Here is a 22,760-nt window from a genome sequence, read left to right as displayed (position 1 = left end):
AGCGCCCGTGTCCACCGTCGTCGAGACCGACGTCCTGATCGTCGGCAGCGGCCCGGCCGGTGCCACGGCCGCGCTCGCCCTGAGCACCTACGGCGTGCCCAACATCGTCGTGACCCGTCACGCGAGCCTCGCCGACACCCCCCGCGCGCACATCACCAACCAGCGCACCATGGAGGTGCTGCGCGACCTAGGCGTCGAGCGGGACGTCGTCGCACGGGCCACCCCGCAGCACCTGATGGGCAACACGACCTTCTGCACCAGCCTGGCGGGCGAGGAGCTGGGCCGGGTGCGCTCCTGGGGCAACGACCCGCTCGTGCAGGCCGAGCACGAGCTCGCCAGCCCCACGCGCATGTGCGACATGCCGCAGCACCTCATGGAACCGGTCCTCGTCGACGCGGCCGTCGCCCGCGGCACCCGGCTCCGCTTCCAGAACGAGTACCTGTCCCACACCCAGGACGCCGACGGCGTCACCGTCACCGTCCGCGACCGGCTGCGCGGGGACACCTACGAGATCCGCGCCGCGTATCTCATCGGAGCCGACGGCGGCAGGTCGAAGGTCGCCGCGGACGCCGGGCTGCCGATGGGAGGCCGGATGGGCGTCGCCGGCAGCATCAACATCGTCTTCGAGGCGGACCTGGCCAAGTACACCGCCCACCGCCCGTCCACCCTCTACTGGGTCCTCGCCCCGGGCGCGACGGTCGGAGGCATCGGCGCGGGCCTGGTGCGCTGCGTACGCCCCTGGAACGAGTGGCTGATCGTCTGGGGCTACGACGTGAACGCCGGCGCGCCCGATCTGAGCACCGAATACGCCGAGTCGATCGTCCGCAAGCTCATCGGTGACGACGACATCCCGGTGACCGTCACCTCGTCCTCCGCCTGGACCGTCAACGAGATGTACGCGCGGTCCTACGCCAACGGCCGGGTCTTCTGCGCCGGTGACGCCGTGCACCGGCATCCGCCGTCCAACGGCCTCGGCTCCAACACCTCCATCCAGGACGCCTACAACCTCGCCTGGAAGCTCAAGCTCGTCCTCGACGGCACCGCCCACCCCCGGCTGCTCGACAGCTACACCGCCGAACGCGCCCCGGTCGGCCGGCAGATCGTCACCCGCGCCAACCGGTCCATCCGGGAGACGGCACCGGTCTTCGAGGCCCTCGACGGGCTCTCCCCGCAGACCCCCGAGCAGTTGTGGGCCAACATCGCCGCACGCAAGGAGGCCACCGAGGCCGCCGAGAAACAGCGGGCGAGGCTGCGCGAGGCCATCGCCTTCAAGACCTACGAGTTCAACGCCCACGGCGTCGACCTCAACCAGCGCTACGGCGACGGGACTTCCGCGGCGATCGTCCCGGACGGCACACCCGACCCCGGCTTCGCCCGCGACCCGGAGCTGTACCACCAGCCGTCCTCCCGGCCCGGCGCCCGGATCCCGCACGCCTGGATCACCTCGGGCACCCGCACGCTCTCCACCCTCGACACGGTGGGGCGGGGCCGCTTCACCCTGCTGACCGGCATCGGGGGAGAGGCCTGGGTGCGGGCGGCCGAGGCGCAGGAGACGGAGATCGCCACCGTCGTGATCGGACCCGGGCAGGAGTACGAGGATCCCTACGGCGACTGGGCGCGGCTGCGCGAGATCCCGGACACGGGCGCCCTCCTGGTACGACCGGACGGTTTCGTCGCCTTCCGGCACGCCTGCGCAGGCCCGGATGCCGGAGAACTGCTCGCGGACGCGCTGCGGCGGATCCTCGGGCACGCCTGAGCGCGCCATCATGGAAGCGACGCGACAGACGGAAGAAGCGGACGTCCAGAACGAGGAGCCGGGATGACCACCGATGCGACCGGGCCCGACGTCACCGCGCAGGCTCTCGCCAGCCTGCGCGGGACCGCCGACCCGCGGCTGCGTGAACTGCTCACCGGCCTCGTCCGCCACCTGCACGACTTCGCGCGCGAGACCCGTCTGACCGGGCAGGAGTGGGAGCGGGCGATCGCCTTCCTGACCGCGACCGGCCAGACCTGCACCGAGACCCGGCAGGAGTTCATCCTGCTGTCGGACGTGCTGGGCCTGTCCATGCTGGTGGAGACGCTGAGCGGCGATCACGCGGCCGGGGCCACCGAGTCGACCGTGCTGGGCCCCTTCCACCTGACCGAGTCACCGGTCCGGGCGCTCGGCGACGACATCGACCTGGTGGGCGGCGGCGAGAAGTGCGTGGTCAGCGGCCGGGTGCGGTCCGCCGACGGCACCCCCCTGCCCGGCGCCGTCGTCGACGTCTGGCAGGCCGACGACAAGGGCTACTACGACGTCCAGCAGCCCGGCGTCCAGCCCGCCGGCAACGGGCGCGGACTGTTCACCGCCGACGCCGAGGGGCGCTTCTGGTTCCGCACCTGCGTCCCGGCCGCGTATCCCATCCCCACCGACGGCCCCGTGGGCGGGCTGCTGCGCGCCACCGGGCGGCACCCCTACCGCCCCGCGCACATCCACTTCATCGCCTCGGCCGAGGGCCACGCGCCCGTCACCACGCACATCTTCGTGGCCGGCGGCGAACACCTCGACTCCGACGCGGTGTTCGCCGTGAAGCGGAGCCTCGTCCAGGACTTCGCGCAGACCGACGACCCCTCGCTGGCCCGGGAGTTCGGCGTGGACAGCCCCTTCCGGCACGCCCGCTTCGACCTCGTGCTGGAACGCGCCGCATGACGTTCCAGGAGGAGTTCACCTACGAGACGCGGCCCGTGCGGGTCGTCTTCCGGCCCGGCGCGGCCGTCACCGCGACCCCGGGCGAGGCGGCGCGCCTGGGCCTGCGACGGCTGCTCGTGGTGTGCGGCAGCCGGGGCGCGGACGTGGCCCGCACCGTGGCGGACGCCCTCGGCGACAGCTGCGCGGGGCTGCACCCCGAGGCGCGGATGCACGTGCCCGTCGAGGACGCCGACCGGGCCGTCTCGGCGGTACGGGCGGCCGGGGCGGACGGCTGCGTCGCGGTCGGCGGCGGTTCAGCGATCGGGCTCGGCAAGGCGATCGCCCTGCGCACCGGACTGCCCCTGATCGCCGTGCCGTCGACGTACTCGGGCTCCGAGATGACCCCGGTCTGGGGCCTGACCGAGCACGGCGCCAAACGCACCGGCCGCGACCCCGTCGTCCAGCCCCGCAGCGTCGTCTACGACCCCCTGCTCACCCTCTCCCTGCCCGTGCCGCTCACCGTGACCAGCGGGATCAACGCGCTCGCGCACGCCGTCGAGGCGCTGTACGCCCCGGACGTGTCACCACTGGTGACGGTCATGGCCGAGGAGGGGGCCCGGGCGATGACCGAGGCGCTGCCACGGCTGGCCGACGACCCGGGCGACCTCGACGCGCGCAGCCGGGCACTGTACGGGGCGTGGCTGTGCGGGGCGTGCCTCGGCGCGACCACGATGGGGCTGCACCACAAGCTGTGCCACGTCCTGGGCGGCACCTACGGCCTGCCGCACGCCGAGACCCACACCGTGGTCCTGCCCCACGCCCTGGCGTACAACGCCCCCGCCGCGCCGCGGGCGTTGACGGTTCTGCGCCGCGCCCTCGGCGACGCCGACGTGCCCCGCGCCCTGTGGGACCTGGCCGGACGCCTCGGCGCCCCGCGTTCCCTCGCCGGACTCGGCCTGGCGAAGGCCGACGTGGCCCCGGCGGCGGCCCGGGCCGCGGGCGAGCCGTACGCCAACCCGCGCGAGGTCACGGAGCAGGGGGTGCGGGGCGTGTTGCTGGCGGCGTACGAAGGGCGCCCGCCGGACTCCGGATCGCGGACAGAAGCCGACCGCAAGCCCTCCTAGGGTCGGGGCATGACTCAGACGCAGAGGATCCTCGTCACCGGCGCCACCGGAACCGTCGGCCGTCAGGTCGTCGCCGAACTGCTGGACCGGGGGCACCAGGTGCGTGCCCTGACACGCGACGCCGCCAAGGCCGTCTTCCCGGCCGGGGTCGAGGTCGTCGAGGGCGACCTGACCGAGCCGGACGGCCTGGCCCCGGCCCTGGAGGGCGTCACCGGCCTCCACCTGATCACCTTCGGCGGCGCCGCCTTCAGCCCGCTGGAGACCGGCCCCCGGATCCTGGAACTCGCCCGTGAGGCCGGGGTCCGCCGGGTCACCGTGCTGCACGGCGGCGGCCCCACCCCGCTGGAGGACGCGGTGCGCGCCGACGACGGTGTGGACTGGACCGTGCTCATGCCGGTCGAGTTCATGGCCAACGCGCTGGAGTGGGCGGACGGCATCGTGACCTCCGGGGAGGTGCGGGAGCCGTTCGTGGACCGGCTGAGTGCCATGGTCCACGAAGGGGACATCGGCGCCGTCGCGGCCGTGGCCCTCACGCAGGAGGGGCACGGCGGCCGCGAGTACGTCATCACCGGCCCCGAGGTGCTCACCGTCGCCGACAAGGTGAAGACCGTCGCCACCGCCGTCGGCCGCGAGATCGCCCTGGTGGAACTGACCGAGGAGCAGGCCGTCGAGCGGTGGCGGGCGGCGGGCCTCCCGGAGGACGTCATCGGCTTCCTGCTCATGGCGTACGGGGACACCCCCGAGGTGGGCCGGACGGTCTCCGGCACCGTCGAGAAGGTCACCGGACGCCCGGCGCGCACGTTCGCCCAGTGGGCGGCCGAACACGTGGACGCCTTCGCCGGGAAGTCCTGACTGTCTCGTATTGAGACACCCGGACCGGCCATCGGTCCTTCAAGATCGACAAGGGGGTGTGACCGCAGCAAGGTGCGGCCGTCGGCATGCGCTGAGATCGCTGCCCGCACGGCCGCACACCCGAAGAAAGGTGACCACCATGGCCCTCGCACTGCTCCGGCGCCGGTGGCTCAAGAACACCCCCGCCGCGGCGGCGGGCCTCGCCCTCCCCCTGCCCTCCGGCGCGGGCGCCGTCGCCCGCGAGGTCGTCGACCCGATGGGCACGCCCCTGGCGGCCGCGGACGTCACCGTCACCGCCCTGGACACGCACCGCGTCGCCGCCCGCGGCACGACCGACCCCTACGGCTACTTCCTCGCGGCGCTGCCGCCCGGCCGGTACAGCCTGCTCATCTCGGCGGAGGGCCTGCGGCCGCACCGCGAGACCATCGAGACGGGCCCGGGCGCCCCGACGGCCACCGAACGCGTCTGGCTCCAGCCCGCCGAGGCGCTCCAGCTGCCGACGGCCGGAACCTGGCTCTTCGACCCGCCGCACACCGCGATCCGGTTCATCGCCAAGCACGTCGGCATGGCCCATGTGCACGGCCGCTTCGAGCGCTTCGAGGGCGGCATCCGTATCGCCCCGGACATGACCGACTCCCGCGTGCACGTCCGCATCGACGCCTCCAGCATCACCACCGGCAACACCACGCGCGACAACCATCTGCGGTCCGCCGACTTCCTCGACGTCGAGCGCTTCCCGCACATCGACTTCACGAGCTCACGCTTCGCCTACCGGGGCGGAAGCAAGTGGATCCTGCAAGGCTCCCTCACGATGCACGGCGTCAGCCGCTCGGTGGCCCTGGACACGACGTACCTGGGCACGGTGAACGGCGGCTACGGACAGGAACTGCGCTGCGCGGCCCTGGCGACGGCGGAGCTCCACCGCGAGGACTTCACCCTCAACTGGCGTTCCATGCTGGCCCGGGGCATCGCGGTGGTCGGCCCGACGGTCCAACTGGAGCTGGACGTCCAAGCGATGTACCGCACCCACGACACGCCGACCCCGCCGGAGTAGGGCAGTGACCTGTGACCTGCCCGTTCTGTGATTCTCCCTGTCCGGCGCCCCAAGGCCGGCGCGCCTCACGGTCCAGCTTTAAGCGCACGGAGGAGCCGGGCAGGGAGAAGCCGTGCCCCGTCGCTACAACAGCGCTCGGGGCAACCGGAGTACGAACTCGAAGGTGGTGCGGTGCTACGCCGGTGGTGATACCTGATCTGTCTCAACGCGCCTTCGCGCGTCTGCCTGGAGCCGTTCGATCTCCTGGCGCAGCGCGTGACGTCGATCGCTTGACTTCGACATCCGCGTCAAGGCAGTAGCCACAGGTACGGCAGTCACGATGATGAAGCTGCCGCAGAGGGTGCAGAAGCAAAACATGGCCTCACCGCTTGCCTTGTCCTGCTCATCGCCTTTGGCTAACCATGCCAATGCGTTCACTAGCGAGCTCAACAGACATGCGGTGACAGCTGACCAAAGGGCATGGAGGGGAAGGAGCCTCTTCGGTGGCCGTAGGGTCTGTTGCTGCGTTTCAGTCCACTGATGGGCCAGTATCTCGGCGTCGCCCGCCCGTTGCAGTTCTTCGACTGTCTGGGTTAGTAGCACTTCGCCCGCCTTATAAGCTTCGGCTGTCCGCTTTGCGACCTGGTGATACTCGACAGCGCCCACAAGCCACACGACAGGGGCGACTGCAGCAATGGTGGTAGCGAAGGGCTCAGACATCTGCATGAGGTAAGTGTGCGTCGGCTGTCCGCCTCGGATGCCCAGTCCCAGAGACTGGATGCTGTACGTCGTCACTGGCCCGCCCGTTGCGGGCAAGTCCAGCTGGGTTGACCCGCATGCCAAGCCCGCTGACATCGCTATCAATTTCGACCGAATCACATCGTCGCTCACCAGGCCCGGGTGCACTCCGGGGAAGTAGCACCTCCTGCATCTGCGGGTCGCTCTCCGTGCGCGCTACGCGGCCATGGAGTCAGCGTTGAGCTGCGCCGCACGGCAAGGCACTGGCCGAGCAAGCGTCTGACGGCACGGATCGGGACGGTGGGCCCGAGGCAGGACGTGGTCATGCAGCGCATCAAAGGCCATGCGATCGTACTCGGATGTAGAGGCGGCTTGGAGCGAGCACGGGAGACACCGCCAGCAGGCCCTAGCCCCGCCAGCCCGTCGTCTCCATGAAGCTCCGGCCTGCCCGCGACGAAACCACTTCCGTGAACGGGTCGAGGCCCCTTTGAGCTCGTAACACGATCACGAAGCGGGCTTCTTGAGGCGTGTCCACGCCACGCGGGTCGTTGGCGGTGCGCGCCCCGAAGGCGCGATGTCCTTCGGAGCGCGCGGCAGGGGTTCGGGTTCAGGCGTTGTAGCCGCCGTGGGCGTCCAGCACTGCGCCCGTGACGTACGACGCGGCGGGGCTCGCCAGGAAGGCGATCGCCGCGGCGATTTCGTCGGGGTGCCCCATGCGTTGCAGGGACAGCGAGCTGACCAGGGCCTTGAGGGTCTCGGGGTCCGGCGGTTGCATGCCGCCCTCCATCAGTCCGGCCTCCACGACGTTGGCCGTGATGTTCCGGGGCCCGAGGTCGCGTGCGACGCCCATGGTGTACCGCTCGATCCCGGACTTGGTCGCCGAGTAGTCGGCAAGGCCGGGGGCGCCTACCCGGGAGCCCAGTCCGGAACTCACTGTGATGATGCGGCCGCCCGCGCGCAGCACTCGGGAGGCGGCCCGGATGACGGCGATCACGCCGAGGTAGTTGGTGGCGTGCATCCGGTCCAGTGCGGCGGTGTCGGCATCCGGGTCGTCCACCGTGCCAGCCACGGAGATCGCCGCGTTGTTGACGAGGATGTCCAGGCCGCCGAAGTGCGCGACCACGTCGTCGATCAGTGCCGGCGCCCGGCTCGTGTCCGCCTGGTCGGACTGGAAGGCGACGGCCTTGGCTCCCTTGCCGTGCACCTCGTCGACAACGGCCTGCGCCTGTTTCTCGGAGCTGACGTAGGTGAAGGCGACGTCGGCGCCCTGCTCGGCCAGCAGTCGTACGGTCGCGGCTCCCAGTCCGCGCGACCCCCCGGTGACCAGGGCGACTTTGCCCGTGAGTGGCTTGCTCATTCTTCTCACCTCGTTGATTGACCCTTCCCGGCAGTCGCAACGTTAATTGTTACGACAGGCTGTTGCAACCTGCACTGTTACGACTGCCGTAACATGAAGCATCGCGGCCGAGAGGAGGAGTCCATGAGCGCCAACAGCAGGCTGACCATCGCCGCCCACGCGCTGGCCTGGATCGGCCTCTACCAGCGCCAGGGCCATGAGGTCGCCACCTCCGAGCAGATCGCGACCAGCGCGAACACCAACCCAGTGGTGATCAGACGGCTGCTCGGCGAGCTGCGCAGGGCCGGGCTCGTGGAGTCCCGGCGGGGCGTGGGCGCGGGCTGGTCGCTGGCACGCGAGCTGGAGTCGATGACCCTGCTCGACGTGTACGAGGCAGTGGAACCCGGCCCGCTGTTCGCAATGCACCGCGCCACCCCGGACCAGGGATGCGTGGTGGGTCACGGCATCCAGCCGGCGATGCAGAGCATCTACGAGGGCATCGAGAAGACCCTGAGACACGAGCTGGCCCGCGTCACGCTCGCGAGCGTACTCCGGGACGTACTCGCGGCACCTCGCTAGCCCCCCCGTTACGCCCTGACATCACCAAGACTCCCGGCGGGTCTTGAACATGGCGAAGACATTCCGATGTGGTGGAACTGTCCAGGAACATGCCGAAGGAACCTCAGATGAACCTCTGACTTGACCGTTTGCGGCATGGCGACAATCCAGCGAGGCCAAGATGCCGCCATGAAGTGGTTGAAGAACGTCGGCCTTGTCATCGTCGCCGTGGCCCTGATCCTTGGTTACGGCGTCCTGCTTTGGAAGGGGCCCTGGCTGCTTGACGGCAGCCACATTCGCAAGCGAGATCTTCAACCGGCCGACGGAGTCGTCATCACTGGCTTCCGCACCATGGTCGTTGCCGTCGGAGCCGGGATCCTGGCCGCGTTCGGCCTCGTCTACACGCACCGGAACCACACGCTGGCACAAAATCAGTTCAAACATACACAGCAGCAGTTTGAGCTGGCGCAACGGCAGTTCGAACAGGCGCAGGCGCAGTTCGAATATCAACAGCAGAAGGATCGAGAATCCGCACAGACCGACCGCGAAGCCCGCGCCACCGAGCAGTACGTGACCGCAGTGAAGCTCCTGGCGAGCAAGAGCGACACCGAACGACTGGGCGCCATCTACAGCCTGGAGCGGATCATGCGGGACTCGCCCCGAGACAGCGAGGCCATCGAGATGCTTCTCGCGACCTTCACACGGGAACGAGAAGCGCAGGTCGAGAGCGACAAGGACTGGGACCTCCCGGTCTCAGCGGCTCCTGAATCGACGTACGGATCCGACTACGACGCAGCCATGCACGTTTTGAAGGAGTGGCGAGGTACCGCATAGTCGATGCCCCCCGGGCCGACAACTCGGCACAAGGGATTCGAAGCTCCGACTACAGAGCGGTCACTGCCAGCCTCTCCGGCACCGTTGAGGCATCCCCGCCAAGGCCCTCCGTTACTGGTAATCCACGCCGCTCGACGAGGGCACCGAAGAAATGACGGGCCGCCGTCCACCGGCGCGGCCCCAGCTTTCCATGCCCCCGGCTAAGAGTTGCGGGGTCCGGCCCCCATCCGGAACCCCATGTCCGGGCGTTGTGCCGCGCCGCATGAGCTCCCGCGCCTGCCGGAATAATCCCTGGCCCCCATCCCTCCGCTCTCCCTACACTCACGCTCATACCCGCGCCGCCCACAATTCAGGGCGGTGCACCGAGGGGACGAACGAAGGGAGACCGTCATGCGTGAGCACACCGCTGTCGTCGTCTCCCTGCCGCGCTACGAGGTGATCCTCGTGTCTTTCGTCGCCCCGGTGCCCGCTGCGCGGCGGTACCGGCTGTCCGGGACGAACGCCTGATCCTCCAAGAGCCCTGACGTAGCGTCAGGGCGTAAGGCTGTCCGGCCGTCTCGTCCCACGCATCGCGCTGCCCCCTTCCTGATCGCACCGAAAGGCCCTGGGCCGTGCGCACCCATGTCAATCCGCTCGCCGTCGTCCGCAACCTCGGCATCCTCGCCCACGTCGACGCCGGCAAGACCACCGTCACCGAACGGATCCTGTTCGCCACCGGAACCACCCACAAGCGCGGCGAGGTCCACGACGGCACGACCGTCACCGACTTCGACCCGCAGGAGCGCGACCGCGGCATCACCATCTTCGCCGCGGCGGTCAGCTGTGCCTGGGACGGGCACCGGATCAACCTCATCGACACCCCCGGGCACGTCGACTTCGCCGACGAGGTGGAGCGGGCCCTGCGGGTGCTCGACGGTGCCGTGGCCGTGTTCGACGCGGTGGCCGGGGTGGAGCCGCAGAGCGAGTCGGTGTGGCGGCAGGCCGACCGGCACGGCGTGCCGAGGATCGCGTTCGTCAACAAGATGGACCGCGCCGGTGCCGACCTCGACGCGGCCGTGGCGTCGATCCGGCGGCGGCTGCACCCGGCGCCGCTGGTCGTACAGGTGCCGATCGGTACGGAGGACACCTTCACCGGCGTCGTCGACCTGGTGCGCATGCGCGCGCTGCGGTGGGCGGACGGTGGCGACCCGGAGGACACGGCCGTACCGGACGGCCTGCGGGACGAAGCCGTCGCGCGCCGCCGGGTGCTGGAGGAGGCTGTGGCTGAGCTGCACCCGGGCGCGCTGGAGGAGTTCTGCGACACGGGCACGCTGTCCGAGGGGACGCTTTCCTCGGCGCTGCGCGACCTGACCCGGGACGGTGACGGCGTGGTCGTGCTGTGCGGCTCGGCGTACCGCAACCGCGGTGTCGAACCGCTGCTCGACGCGGTCGTGGCCTATCTGCCGTCGCCCCTGGACGTGCCGCCGGTGCGCGGCACGCACGAGGGCGAGGAACAGGAACGGCCCGCCGACCCGGACGCACCGGCATGCGCCCTCGCGTTCAAGGTGCAGGCCACCCCGACGGGACGGCTGACCTACCTGCGGATCTACTCGGGCACGGTCGAGAAGGGAGACACCCTGTGGGACGCGAGCGCGCGGCGCGCCGAACGGGTCGGGCGCATCCTGCGCGTCCAGGCCGACCGGCACGCTCCGCTGGACCGGGCCGTCGCCGGGGACATCGTGGCCGTCGTCGGGCTGAAGTCGGCCCGCGCCGGTTCGACCCTGTGCGCACCGGGTGCGCCGCTCGCCCTGGAGCCGCCCGGTGTGCCCGAGCCGGTGGTGTCGGTCGCGGTGGAGTCCCGCCGTGCCGGTGACACCGACCGGCTGGCGTCGGGGCTGGCGCGGCTGACCGAGGAGGACCCCTCGCTGGTCGTGCGGACCGACCCGGAGACCGGGCAGACCGTGCTGTCCGGCATGGGGGAGCTGCATCTGGAGGTGGCGGTGGAGAAGCTCCGGCGCGAGCTGGGGCTGGAGGTCAACGTCGGCCGTCCCCGGGTCAGTTACCGCGAGACCGTCGGCCGGGGCGTGTCCGGTCTGGTGTTCCGGCACGTCAAGCAGGACGGCGGGGCGGGGCAGTTCGCCCATGTCGTCCTCGACGTGGAGCCGTACGAGGAGGGAGGTTTCGAGTTCCGCTCGGTCGTGGTCGGCGGGCGCGTGCCGCAGGAGTACGTCCGGGCGGTCGAGTCGGGTTGCCGGGACGCCCTCACCGAGGGGCCGCTCGGCGGGCATCCGGTGACCGGACTGCGGGTCACCCTGACCGACGGAGCGACCCATGTGAAGGACTCCTCGGACACGGCGTTCCGTACGGCCGGCCGACTCGGTCTCCGCGAGGCCCTGCGCGCCTGCGCGATGGTCCTGCTGGAGCCGGTGGTCGAGGTCACGGTCACCGTGCCCGAGGACGCGGTCGGCGGCGTGCTCGGCGATCTCGCCGCCCGGCGCGGCCGGGTGACCGGCTCGGTCACCCGCGCGGGCGCGGCGGTCGTCACCGCCACCGTCCCGCTGGCCGAACTGTTCGGCTACGCGACCCGGTTGCGCAGCCGAACCCAGGGCCGGGGCACCTTCACGGCCCGTCCCACCGGTTACGCACCGGCGCCGGTCGCGGCACCGACGCGGTAGGGCCCGGCACCGGCCCCTCCCCGCCATGCCCGAGGGGAGGGGCCGGGCCGGTCACTGCCGCCGCCCGGCCGCCGGTTCCGGTGGCCGGGCGGTATCCATGGCCCGGCCACCACTGCCCCCGGCTCCGCGCCCGGGGCGGCGGCGACGCCGGCGTGCTGGTGCTCGCTCGCCGAACCACTGTGCCCGACAGTGACGAGGGACCGGGCCCATCGCCTAGGAGGGGGCGCCCCGCACGGCCCAGGCCACCGGCTCCGCGCCCGCGCCGCTACGGGTACGACACCACTGCGCCGCTACGGGTACGACACCACCGTCGACGGCACCGTGGACGTCCCCGACGTCGGCGCCCCCGTGTCGTTGATCACCCGCTCGTACTGCCCGTTGCCGCCGAGTGAGACCACGAGCAGGTCGTGGAAGCGCACCCCCGGCCGGTCGGGCGCCGAGAAGCCGTGGTGCTGGACGATGGTCGGGTCGACGTTGTAGTAGCAGTAGCTGCCCAGGCCCCAGCCCTCGTGGGCCGTGACGCCGTCCCCGACCCGGTAGGCCGCGTACCCCTTGACCGAACCGTTCTGGATCGCGGCCTGGTTCGGGGCGTCGTACGCCTTCTCGTTCTGGTAGAAGATCGTGCGGCCGCGCTCGCCGAACCACTGCACGTCGTACTTGTTGAAGTGCTCCACGAACAGCCCGGTCGCCAGCACGTCGTGGCCGTTGACGACCACGCCGTAGTCCGCGCGGTTGGTCTCCCAGCCGACGCCGTCGCCGTGGTCGGCGCGCCAGACCCAGGTGTGGTCGACGATGGTGTGACGGCTGTTGACGACCATGCTGGTGGTGGCTTTGCCGGGGCCCGCGCCGCCGATGCGGACGAACACGTCCTGGACGGTGGTGGGGTTGGCGGAGTGGTCCCGGGAGGCGCCGCGCGGGCCGATCTCCAGCAGGGTGTTGGAGTTGACCGGCCCGGCGTCGACGAGGAACCCGGCCAGACGGACGCCGTCGACGTCGGCGACCTTCAGCGCGGTGACGCCGTTGTCGGGAATGAGCGTGGCGTAGCCGAGGCCGAGCACGACGGTGCCGGCCCGGTCGACCCGCACCGGCTGGTCGAGGTGGTAGATGCCGGGCGTGAGCAGCAGGTGGAGCCCCTGGGCCAGCGCCTGGTTGAGCGTGGCCGCGGAGACTCCCGGCTTGGCGACGTAGAAGCGCGACAGCGGCAGTGAGGTGCCCCGCGGGGTGCCGTTGCCCCAGGTGACGCCCCGGGCGTCGGTCCGCTTCTCGGGCAGGAACACCCGGTACTCCCCGCCGCTGAGGTGGAGGAACGGCTTCTCTCGGGAGACCGGAGTCGTGGCCAGCGTGGTGTACGGCGGGTTCGGGAAGCCCTGGGCGGGGGCGCCCTCGACGCCGGAGAACACCATGTTCCACACGCCGTTGAGCCAGCCGCCGATCGCGCTGTCCCGGGTGTACCACTGCTGCTGCGAGTAGGGCTGCACCTGGCCGTCGATCCGGCTGTCGGCGATGTAACCTCCGCTGGACCAGCCGTAACCGCTCGGGGCGAGGTTCAGGTTGCCGCGGACGTGCATCCGGCGGAACGGGGCCGCCTGCGAGACCGCCCAGCGGTTGGTGCCGTTGACGGGGACGACCGCGAGGTTCTCCGCCGAACGCCAGAAGTTCTGCGTGGCATTGCCTCCGAACCAGCCCGCGTCGACGGTGATGTCGCCGTTGATGGTGGTGTCGTCGGGGGAGAGGCCGAGGCCGGAGATCGAGGTGTAGAAGCCGATCTGCGCGTTGAGACCGTGGTAGGTGCCGGGCTTGAACAGCAGTTGGTAGCGGCCGGTGCCGAACTGGGCCGACTCCTGCTGCCGGAAGATCTCGTCGAGTCTGCCCTGGATGTTCGGTGTGGACGGGTCGAAGACCACCACGTTCGGGCCGAGGTCGCCACCGCCGGGCAGGGCGCGGGGCCTCTTGCGCACGGGCCGCCTGCCGCCGGGCGCTGCGGCGGGAGCGGAGGTGGCCGAGGCCGTCCCGGGCAGCGCCGCGAGCGCGGAGGCCGTAGCGGCGGCGGTAGTGACGGTGGTAGCGACGGCGCCGAGCACGGCCCGGCGGCCGGGGCCGGGCAGGGGGGATGACGGGGAGTCAGCAGGCATGGGGCGGCTCTCCTGGTTCAGGAAGTGAACGGAGTGGGGTGCGGGGAGCGCTCTCTCGCCGCTGAATGGTTCATCCGTGGAACAGATGCGTCAAGGGGTCCGGCGAGAGTTCCAAGAGTGTGTCCAAACCCTTGACGGGACTGCCTTCCGGGGATTAACTCACGTCCTAAATTAAGCCATGACGGCTCCCTCGCGACGGGGGAGGCGTACCCCCGTACTCCCGGAAGGGCCAGGAGCAGCCATGCGCAGCATCCGAGCCGCGGCGGCAGGCGCCGTCACACTGTCACTCGCCCTCGCGGCCACGGCCTGCGGAGGCGGCTCCGCGACCGGCGGCGGGTCGAACGACTCGCCCAGGACGCTCACCTACTGGGCGTCCAACCAGGGCGCCAGCATCGAGGTCGACAAGAAGGTCCTCCAGCCCGAACTCGACAAGTTCGAGCGGCAGACCGGCATCAAGGTGAAGCTGGAGGTCGTCCCCTGGTCGGACCTGCTGAACCGGATCCTCACCGCCACCACCTCCGGCCAGGGCCCGGACGTGCTCAACATAGGCAACACCTGGAGCGCCTCGCTCCAGGCCACCGGTGCGCTGCTGCCCTGGGACGCCAAGAACTTCGACAAGATCGGCGGCAGGGACCGCTTCGTCGACTCGGCGCTCGGCTCGACGGGCGCCGAGGGCGAGGACCCGGCGGCGGTGCCGCTGTACTCGATGGCGTACGCGCTCTACTACAACAAGAAGATGTTCGCCGACGCGGGCATCCCGAAGCCGCCGGCCACCTGGGACGAGCTCGTCGCCGACGGGAAGAAGCTGTCCAGGGACGGCAAGTGGGCCCTGGGCATGGAGGGTTCGAACCCGTCGGAGAACATCCACCACGCCTTCGTCTTCGCCAAGCAGCACGGCGCCGACTTCTTCACCGCCGACGGCAAGGCCGACTTCACGAGCGACGGGACCGTCGCCGCGGTCAAGCAGTACGTCGACCTCATGGCCAAGGACAAGGTCATCGCGCCGGGCAACGCCGAGTACGCGCAGAACCAGTCCGTCAGCGACTTCGCCAAGGGCAGGACGGCGATGCTGCTGTGGCAGTCAGCCTCCGCCAACCTCGAGTCGCAGGGCATGAGCAAGGACGACTACGGCATCGCCCCCGTGCCCGTGCAGTCCGGCACCCCCGGTAGCGGCAAGCAGGTCAACTCGATGGTCGCGGGCATCAACCTGGCCGTCTTCAAGAACACCGACAACACCGACGGCGCCACGAAGTTCGTGAAGTTCATGACGAGCGACACCGAGCAGAGGATCCTCAACAAGGCCTACAGCACGATCCCGCCGGTCAAGTCGGCCCAGTCGGACGCCGCCTTCGCCACCCCGGCCAACACCGTCCTCAAGGACACCCTCGCGAAGAGCGCCGTGGCACTGCCGCAGGTGGCCGACGAGTCCCAGTTCGAGACGGCGGTAGGCACGGCCGTCAAGAGCCTGTTCGCCGACGCGGCCGCCGGGCGCCCGGTGACCACCGGCTCGGTGAAGGCGGCCCTGGAGAAGGCCCAGCAGCAGATGCCGGCGGCCTGACCGACATGACGACCACTGCCCAGGCCGAGAGGCCGGCGGTCCGCAAGAGCCCGCCCGGCACGGCGCGCGGCCCCCGCCGCCCCACCGGGCGGATCCGCCGCGCGGGCCTGCCCTACCTGCTGCTCCTGCCCGCCCTGCTCCTCGAACTCCTCGTCCACCTGGTGCCGATGGTGATCGGCATCGTCATGAGCTTCAAGGAGCTCACGCAGTTCTACATCCGCGACTGGGGCGCCGCCCCCTGGTCCGCCCTCGACAACTACAAGGTCTCGGTGGACTTCGACGCCCCGGTCGGAGAGGCGCTGCTCCACTCGTTCCTCGTCACCGTGGCCTTCACCCTGCTGTCGGTCGGCCTGTGCTGGCTGATCGGCACGGCCGCGGCGGTGTTCATGCAGGACACCTTCCGGGGCCGGGGCCTGCTGCGGGCGCTGTTCCTCGTCCCGTACGCGCTGCCGGTCTACGCGGCCGTCATCACCTGGGTGTTCATGTTCCAGCACGACAACGGCCTGGTGAACCACGTGCTGCACGACCAGCTGGGCCTCACCGACAAGCGGTCCTTCTGGCTGATCGGCGACAACAGCTTCATCGCGCTGCTGACGGTGTCGGTGTGGAAGGGCTGGCCGTTCGCGTTCCTCATCGTCATGGCCGGCCTGCAGAACATCCCACGCGAGCTGTACGAGGCCGCCGCCCTGGACGGTGCCGGTGTGTGGCAGCAGATCCGCCGCATCACCCTGCCGTCGCTGCGCCCGGTCAACCAGGTCCTGGTCCTCGTCCTGTTCCTGTGGACGTTCAACGACTTCAACACGCCGTTCGTGCTGTTCGGCAGGACCGCGCCGGAGGCCGCCGACCTCATCTCGGTGCACATCTACCAAGCGTCGTTCGTCACCTGGAACTTCGGCACGGGTTCCGCGATGTCCGTCCTGCTGCTGCTGTTCCTGCTGCTGGTCACGGGCGGGTACCTCGCCCTCACCTCGCGCGGACGGAGGACCGCCCCATGACCACGTCCCCCATGACCACATCCTCCACGACCACGTCCCCCATGGCCCCGCCCCGCTCGTTCCTGTGGTCCCGGCGGATCTTCCTCACCCTGCTGACGGGCTTCGTGCTGGTCCCGGTGTACGTCATGGTCTCCAGCTCGCTGAAGCCCCTGGCCGACGTGACGGGCACGTTCCGCTGGCTGCCGAGCGAGCTGACCCTCCGCCCGTACATCGACATCTGGTCGACGGTCCCGCTGGCGCGCTACTTCGTCAACTCCCTGGTGGTGGCGGGCGCGGCGACGGTCTGCTCGGTCGTCATCGCGGTCTTCTCGGCCTACGCCGTCAGCCGTTACGACTTCCGGGGCAAACGCGTCTTCACCGTCACCGTGTTGTCGACGCAGATGTTCCCGGGCATCCTCTTCCTGCTCCCGCTGTTCCTGATCTACGTCAACATCGGCAACGCGACGGGCATCGCCCTGTTCGGCTCGCGCGGCGGTCTGATCCTCACCTACCTCACCTTCTCCCTGCCGTTCTCGATCTGGATGCTGATCGGCTACTTCGACTCGGTGCCGCGCGACCTGGACGAGGCGGCCCTGGTCGACGGCTGCGGCCCGCTCGGCGCGCTGTTCCGGGTCGTCGTCCCGGCGGCCGTGCCCGGCATCATCGCGGTCGCCGTCTACGCCTTCATGACCGCCTGGGGCGAGGTGCTGTTCGCCTCGGTGATGACCAACGACACCACCCGCACCCTCGCCGTCGGACTCCAGGGCTACTCCACCCTCAACGACGTGTACTGGAACCAGATCATGGCCGCCTCGCTGGTCGTCAGCGTCCCCGTGGTCGCGGGCTTCCTACTGCTCCAGCGCTACCTCGTGGCCGGCCTGACGGCGGGTGCCGTCAAGTGACCGACTCGCCCGTTCTCGAAGGGACTTCCGTGACCATCGACCTCGCCGCACTCCCGCACGACTTCCTGTGGGGCACGGCCACCTCGGCGTACCAGATCGAGGGAGCCGTGGCGGAGGACGGCCGCTCGCCGTCCATCTGGGACACGTTCTCGCACACCCCTGGGAAGACCGCCGGCGGCGACAACGGCGATGTCGCCTGCGACCACTACCACCGCTGGCGCGAGGACATCGGCCTGATGCGCCGGCTCGGCGTGAACGCCTACCGCCTCTCGGTGGCCTGGCCGCGCGTCGTCCCGGGCGGCGACGGCCCCGTCAACCCCAAGGGCCTCGCCTTCTACGACGAGTTGATCGACGGCCTGCTGGAGGCGGGCATGACCCCGTCCGTCACCCTCTACCACTGGGACCTGCCGCAGGCGCTCCAGGACCGGGGCGGCTGGCCGGAGCGCGACACGGCCCACGCGTTCGCCGAGTACGCCTCGGTCGTCGCCGAGCGTCTCGGCGACCGCGTCACCCACTGGGCCACCCTCAACGAGCCTCTGTGCTCGGCGTGGATCGGCCACCTCGAGGGCAAGATGGCCCCCGGCCTGACGGACCTCACCGCCGCCGTCCGCGCCTCCTACCACCTGCTGCTCGGCCACGGGCTGGCCACCCGGGCGATCCGCGCGGCGGCCCCGGCGGCGCAGGTCGGCATCGTCAACAACCTCTCCACCATCCATCCCGCCACCGACCGCCCCGAGGACATCGCCGCCGCCCGCCGCATGGACGGCCACACCAACCGCTGGTGGCTCGACCCGGTGCACGGCAGGGGCTTCCCGGCGGACATGCGCGAGCTCTACGGCGTCGAACTCCCGGAGCGGCCGGGCGACTCGGCGGCCATCGCCGCCCCGCTGGACTGGCTGGGCCTGAACTACTACTTCCCGCAGACCGTCGCCGACGATCCCCGAGGCCCGGCGCCGTACGCCCGGGCCGTCCGCCGCGACGGCGTCCCGCGCACCGGCATGGACTGGGAGATCGACGCGAGCGGCATCGAGGCACTCCTGCTGCGGCTCACCGACGACTACGGGGCCCGCAGGCTGTACGTCACGGAGAACGGCTCGGCCTACCCCGACACCGTCCGCCCCGACGGCACGGTCGACGACCCCGAGCGGCAGGACTACCTGCTGGGCCACCTCGCGGCCTGCGCGTCCGCCGCCCGCAAGGGGGTCCCGCTGGCCGGCTACTTCGCCTGGTCACTGCTGGACAACTTCGAGTGGGCGTACGGCTACGAGAAGCGGTTCGGGCTCGTGCACGTGGATTACGCGACGCAGAAGCGCACGATCAAGGGCACGGGGCATCGGTACGCCGATGTCGTCCGGGCCCATCGGACTCAGGCGCGCGAGGCGGCCTGAGAGACGACGGTCCGCCGGAGCTCCTGCCCGGAGCTCCGGCATGCTCATCAAAGCCTTCCAGCGCCTCGAGCCCGGTGTCCGCGTCTGCGACGGCGCTCACTCCCCACCCGGGCAACGCGCTGCGCTCAGCAGCCGAGGCGGAGGCCGGCGGCGCCGCCCAGCCCAACGCGACGGCTGCCGCCGTCAGTGCGGCGATATCGCGCAACCTGGTGTTCCACCGGCCGGTCCCCTTGGCCGGGCGGTCTTCGACTATGGATGACCTGGCCACGTCTTCCCCCTGTTCGCTGTGCAGTTGTTCGGCGCACCGGTCGGGTGCGCGGGCCGCACGGCGGCGCCGTCCGCTGGTCAGGCGGCCGGTGCGGTCGGTGCGGCCGCAAGATCATGCAAAGGGTCGCGCGCCTCAGTCCATTCTCGTGAGGGAGGTCTGAGGGAGGTCAACGGGGGCTCTCCCAGGCGCAAGACGGCAGACGGAGACGACAGTTATCGTGTGTGCTGTAGATCACTCGCACGGTGGGGGCGGCAGCATGGGGCTGGCAAACGACAAGATCATCTCTCAGGTCGAGAACCTGCTGCGGGGAAGTGTCGTCATTCCTTCCATCCAGCGCGACTTCGTCTGGATGAGGCCCGATGTACGCGACCTCTTCGATTCCCTCTACCGCGGCTACCCGGTCGGTGCCCTGCTGCTGTGGAAGACCAGTCTGACCGTCCCCTTCAAGACCGCTGCCGTCGTGCAGACCGACAAGTCGATGCACCAGCCTCTCTATCTGCTGGACGGGCAGCAGCGGTTGACCTCGCTCGCCTGGGTCTACCGGCCCGAGTCCAAGGCTGACGGCCGGCTCATCGATCTGCGCTTCGACGTGCGCACCGAGGAGTTCGTCAACCCGAGCGCCGTACAGCGCAAGGACCCGCTCCTGATTCCGGTATCGACGCTGCTGCAGGAAAACGTGCAGTTCTATCAGGTCCTGCACAAGGCGGGGGTGCCGTTCGACGATCCGAACTTCGACGCGTGGACGCAGCGGATGCAGAAGGTGAACAACATCCGGCATCACCAGATCGCGGTCATCACCTATGAGTCCGACGACTACGAGGAGGTCGCCGAGCTCTTCGCCCGCCTCAACAAGGGCGGCCGACGGCTGTCCAAGGGCGATCTCGTGTACAGCGCCATCGCGGCCCGCTGGGCCGACGGCCTGGACACCATGGACTCCTTCCACCAGGAACTGCGGGACAGCAACTTCGCCCTCAACAGGGAAGCCGTCCTGCGCCTCATGAGTCTCCTCGCGGGAACCGGAGCTCATCACATCAAGCTCATCGGGGCCGAGGTGGACGAAGCCGCGCTGAAGGAGGCCTGGCAGGACACCGAAAGGGCCCTGCGCTTCGCCATCGACTTCCTGAAGGGTGAGTGCTCGATCCCCCGGTCCGAAATCCTCTCGTCGCCGAACGTCGCGATCGTGCCCGCACTGCTGCTGCACCACCGGGACGGCAAGTTGCGTCCGGGAGAGGCCCAGCTGTTGCGCCGCTGGGTCTACACGGCGATGGCGTTCAGCCACTACTCCCTCCAGGTGGAGGGCAAGCTGGATGCCGAGGCCAGACTGGTCAAGTCACGCGAGGGTGAGGACCTGTTCGCCGAGCTCATCCGACGGGCCTCCGGCACCAGGTCGTTGGACAGCGCCCTGCACCCGAGGGATCTGGAGCAGAAGTACTCCACGCATCCCTTCTTCAAGCTCCTTTACATCGCCGCGCTGCGGGGCACGGCACGGGACTGGGCGACCAACATCGCCATCAGTGACCAGCCGATGAACACGGGTGCCAACATCGAGTTCCACCACGTGTTCCCGCGCGCCCGGGTGCAGGGAACGTACGCGAAGGAGGAGTGGAACAGCCTTGCCAACCTGGCCTTCATCACGGGCCAGACCAACAAGATGATCTCCTCGAGGCTGCCCGCCCAGTACATGGCGGAGATCGCCTCGGAACGCCTGGCGGAACAGTGGATCCCCGAAGAGCCGGAGCTGTGGTCCCTCGACCGCTTCCCCGACTTCCTGGCCGCACGCCGGCGTTTGCTGGCCAACGTCCTCAACGAGCTGCTGGGGCTTCCCCGCTACGGCACGCAGGCCGCGCACCGGGACACCGACGAGCTGCCCGCCGACGAGGAGCTGATCGCGGAGGACCCGGGCGCGCCCACGCTTGTCGGAGCGGAGATCCGAGAACTCCGCACCGAGCAGGGTGTCGAGGTCCATGCGATCTACGAAGGCCGGCGCGTCGACGCCTATTACGACCCCTCCTCCCGCGTCGTGAGAATCCCCTCCGGTCCGGGGCGTGGCGAGTACGAGACTCCGAGCGGGGCGGCGGTTGCCGTGGTGCACGCCCTCAACCCACAGGTGAACCCGAACCGCAACGGCTGGTCGTTCTGGACTGTCACTGCCACGGGGCAGTTGCTGCAGAGCATCCGGTAACAGCGGAAGCGGGCCGGACACCTTACACGCTCCGCGGGATCGCAGCCTAAGGATGCCGCGGACCAGTGCGTGCGTCCCAGGACGGAGAACCACGCGCCTGAGCCGAGGAAGTGGAGACCCCTGCCGCCGCCGGCCCCGTGCCCACCCAGTACGCGAACAGTCCGGTGGCGAGGGGGCCGTCGAGGTGGGGTGCCAGGTGATTCCCGGCTGCTACGCCTGAACGGCGGCCGTCGTGGGGTCTTCCCCGGCCCCGAAGCCCGGCACGGGCCCGGTGAGGTCCGGGTCGCCGAACTCCGCGCGCAGGGCCTGGAATGCGGTCACCTTGTCCGCGCCGAAGCGGCGGACGTGGGCGGCGTACTCGTCGGCGGTGAGGTACACCGACGGCCGGGACTTGGTGTGGAACTTGTCCGCGTACATCACCAGCCTCTCCTCCTCCGTCACCGCCACGTAGTCGGCGGGCGGCAGGGGCAGCCCCTGGCTCACGATGTCCTGCCGTGTGAGCCCCACTCCGGTGTGGTGGGAGCAGAAGCGGCGGAGGGTCTCGGGGAAGCCCTCCGCCTGGAGGATCTCGTGGCCGAGCAGGCCGTGCCGGATGTAGTTGCGGTGGTCCAGGCGCCCCTCGTCGTCGTAGAGGCGGTAGACGCCGATGTCGTGCAGGAGGCAGCCGGCGCGGACCAGGTCGGCGTCGAGGTGGGCCAGACGGGGCGCCGCGAGGAGCTGCTCGGCGATTCCCCAGACGGTCTCGCAGTGCGTGTGGACGAGGCTGAACGCCTCCGAGGTGGGCGCGTACTTCTCGTGCAGCGCTTGGATCTCTGCGGGGCCCGGAATGCTCACCGGAGGAGCGTAACAACCGCCCGTGCCGCTCGGTCGGCCAGTTCCCGCGCCGCCGGTTTTCACGCGATGGGGTGGTGCCACCGAGCAGTGGGCACGGGTCGGCTGCGCGGGCCGTTCGAGCTGGTGACGGGGACTTCCCGTCCACCATCACGACTTCATCGGAGCACCCCATGGGCCTGCACTTCCATCGCAACCCCGACGGCACGACGACCGGGCGCAACGAGGCCAACGGCTTCACCGTGACGCTCGCCGACGCGGAAGAGGTCAAGCGGCAGTTGTACGAGGACGCCGGGTGGGAGTACACGCCCCCACCGCCTCCGGTTCCGCCCGGGTTCCATCGGTTCTCCCTGGTGCACGAGGAGTTCCGGGCCATGGGTTTCGGGGACGAGAGGTATGCGGGGGTGCGGGCGCGTCCTCCTCAGGGGTGCGTGCCGGTCGACCGGGGGTGCTTGGTCCTGGAGTGCGAGCGGCCGGGGAAGACGCTCATGGACGCCGTCGCCGGTACCGTCGCGGAGGTCCGCCGGGAGCACGGGCTGGTGATGAACAGCCTGGGTGTCGAGAGGCCCCAGGAATGGTTCGACGCGGACAACAAGGACGGTCACGCGGCGAAGATCGCGGCACACCTCGTGCTGATGGCCGCCGACCGCGCCAGACTGCTCGGCTACGGGCGCAAGGACGTGGTCCGGCTGCTCGACGCCACGGGGATCGAGTAGCCGGAGACACCG

Annotated in this window: 18 protein-coding genes; 14 read left to right on the top strand and 4 right to left on the bottom strand. The window is 70.1% G+C overall.

What is annotated here, in order from left to right:
- Nucleotides 1–7 precede the first annotated feature (7 nt).
- The 5 genes from AB0I06_RS02945 to AB0I06_RS02925 all read left to right on the top strand — a co-directional run bounded on the left by AB0I06_RS02945 (nucleotide 8) and on the right by AB0I06_RS02925 (nucleotide 5,698).
- A complete protein-coding gene (locus AB0I06_RS02945) occupies nucleotides 8–1,756 on the top strand; it encodes an FAD-dependent monooxygenase (RefSeq protein WP_363116936.1) in 1,749 nt (582 codons plus the stop codon).
- 63 nt (nucleotides 1,757–1,819) lie between these two features.
- Nucleotides 1,820–2,689 carry an intradiol ring-cleavage dioxygenase gene (locus tag AB0I06_RS02940; protein ID WP_363116935.1) on the top strand — a complete coding sequence of 290 codons (870 nt, stop codon included), beginning with the start codon at nucleotides 1,820–1,822 and terminating at the stop codon, nucleotides 2,687–2,689.
- The gene (locus AB0I06_RS02935) at nucleotides 2,686–3,792 is read left to right on the top strand and encodes a maleylacetate reductase (RefSeq protein ID WP_363116934.1); all 1,107 of its coding nucleotides are present in this window, start codon (nucleotides 2,686–2,688) and stop codon (nucleotides 3,790–3,792) included. The genes AB0I06_RS02940 and AB0I06_RS02935 overlap by 4 nt, the downstream gene beginning before the upstream one ends.
- A 9-nt stretch (nucleotides 3,793–3,801) precedes the next feature.
- Entirely contained in the window at nucleotides 3,802–4,644 is an 843-nt protein-coding gene (locus AB0I06_RS02930) for an NAD(P)H-binding protein (protein WP_363116933.1), read from the top strand.
- A 139-nt stretch (nucleotides 4,645–4,783) separates the two neighbouring features.
- Entirely contained in the window at nucleotides 4,784–5,698 is a 915-nt protein-coding gene (locus AB0I06_RS02925; protein WP_363116932.1) for a YceI family protein, read from the top strand.
- A gap of 174 nt (nucleotides 5,699–5,872) precedes the next feature.
- Here AB0I06_RS02925 and AB0I06_RS02920 read toward each other — a convergent pair whose 3' ends face one another.
- Nucleotides 5,873–6,403, bottom strand: coding sequence for a hypothetical protein (locus AB0I06_RS02920; RefSeq protein WP_363116931.1), 531 nt, complete (start codon nucleotides 6,401–6,403; stop codon nucleotides 5,873–5,875).
- A 619-nt stretch (nucleotides 6,404–7,022) separates the two neighbouring features.
- Nucleotides 7,023–7,772: an SDR family oxidoreductase gene (locus AB0I06_RS02915; protein ID WP_086741804.1), complete on the bottom strand. Its 750-nt coding sequence runs from the start codon at nucleotides 7,770–7,772 to the stop codon at nucleotides 7,023–7,025.
- A 123-nt stretch (nucleotides 7,773–7,895) separates the two neighbouring features.
- Between AB0I06_RS02915 and AB0I06_RS02910 the strand changes: the two genes are divergently transcribed.
- The 3 genes from AB0I06_RS02910 (at nucleotide 7,896) to fusA (ending at nucleotide 11,797) form a co-directional block, all read left to right on the top strand.
- Nucleotides 7,896–8,330, top strand: a complete 435-nt coding sequence (locus AB0I06_RS02910; RefSeq protein WP_363116930.1) for an Rrf2 family transcriptional regulator — start codon at nucleotides 7,896–7,898, stop codon at nucleotides 8,328–8,330.
- A gap of 135 nt (nucleotides 8,331–8,465) precedes the next feature.
- On the top strand, nucleotides 8,466–9,143 hold the full coding sequence (locus tag AB0I06_RS02905) for a hypothetical protein (protein ID WP_363116929.1): 678 nt from the start codon (nucleotides 8,466–8,468) through the stop codon (nucleotides 9,141–9,143).
- A 611-nt stretch (nucleotides 9,144–9,754) separates the two neighbouring features.
- On the top strand, nucleotides 9,755–11,797 hold the full coding sequence (fusA, locus tag AB0I06_RS02900; protein WP_363116928.1) for an elongation factor G: 2,043 nt from the start codon (nucleotides 9,755–9,757) through the stop codon (nucleotides 11,795–11,797).
- Between the two features lie 290 nt (nucleotides 11,798–12,087).
- Here the strand turns inward: fusA and AB0I06_RS02895 are convergent, their stop codons facing one another.
- The gene (locus AB0I06_RS02895; protein ID WP_363116927.1) at nucleotides 12,088–13,929 is read right to left on the bottom strand and encodes a coagulation factor 5/8 type domain-containing protein; all 1,842 of its coding nucleotides are present in this window, start codon (nucleotides 13,927–13,929) and stop codon (nucleotides 12,088–12,090) included.
- Between the two features lie 241 nt (nucleotides 13,930–14,170).
- On the opposite strand from AB0I06_RS02895, the gene AB0I06_RS02890 reads away from it, so the two are divergent.
- From AB0I06_RS02890 to AB0I06_RS02870, 5 genes are all read left to right on the top strand, one after another.
- Nucleotides 14,171–15,487: a sugar ABC transporter substrate-binding protein gene (locus AB0I06_RS02890; RefSeq protein WP_363116926.1), complete on the top strand. Its 1,317-nt coding sequence runs from the start codon at nucleotides 14,171–14,173 to the stop codon at nucleotides 15,485–15,487.
- A gap of 5 nt (nucleotides 15,488–15,492) precedes the next feature.
- Complete coding sequence (locus AB0I06_RS02885; protein ID WP_363116925.1) at nucleotides 15,493–16,482, top strand: sugar ABC transporter permease; 990 nt, start codon at nucleotides 15,493–15,495, stop codon at nucleotides 16,480–16,482.
- A 41-nt stretch (nucleotides 16,483–16,523) separates the two neighbouring features.
- The gene (locus AB0I06_RS02880) at nucleotides 16,524–17,363 is read left to right on the top strand and encodes a carbohydrate ABC transporter permease (protein WP_363117029.1); all 840 of its coding nucleotides are present in this window, start codon (nucleotides 16,524–16,526) and stop codon (nucleotides 17,361–17,363) included.
- A 29-nt stretch (nucleotides 17,364–17,392) separates the two neighbouring features.
- Nucleotides 17,393–18,751: a GH1 family beta-glucosidase gene (locus AB0I06_RS02875; protein ID WP_363116924.1), complete on the top strand. Its 1,359-nt coding sequence runs from the start codon at nucleotides 17,393–17,395 to the stop codon at nucleotides 18,749–18,751.
- Nucleotides 18,752–19,275: 524 nt separating this feature from the next.
- Nucleotides 19,276–21,201, top strand: a complete 1,926-nt coding sequence (locus AB0I06_RS02870) for a DUF262 domain-containing protein (protein WP_363116923.1) — start codon at nucleotides 19,276–19,278, stop codon at nucleotides 21,199–21,201.
- Between the two features lie 210 nt (nucleotides 21,202–21,411).
- Here the strand turns inward: AB0I06_RS02870 and AB0I06_RS02865 are convergent, their stop codons facing one another.
- Nucleotides 21,412–22,035: an HD domain-containing protein gene (locus AB0I06_RS02865; RefSeq protein WP_363116922.1), complete on the bottom strand. Its 624-nt coding sequence runs from the start codon at nucleotides 22,033–22,035 to the stop codon at nucleotides 21,412–21,414.
- A 170-nt stretch (nucleotides 22,036–22,205) separates the two neighbouring features.
- On the opposite strand from AB0I06_RS02865, the gene AB0I06_RS02860 reads away from it, so the two are divergent.
- The gene (locus AB0I06_RS02860) at nucleotides 22,206–22,748 is read left to right on the top strand and encodes a hypothetical protein (RefSeq protein ID WP_363116921.1); all 543 of its coding nucleotides are present in this window, start codon (nucleotides 22,206–22,208) and stop codon (nucleotides 22,746–22,748) included.
- The last annotated feature ends 12 nt before the right edge of the window (nucleotides 22,749–22,760 follow it).

The sequence above is a fragment of the Streptomyces sp. NPDC050674 genome (assembly GCF_040654575.1).
GTDB lineage: Bacteria > Actinomycetota > Actinomycetes > Streptomycetales > Streptomycetaceae > Streptomyces.
Note: the sequence above shows the minus strand (reverse complement) of the source record. Positions and strands in the feature narration are given on the sequence as shown.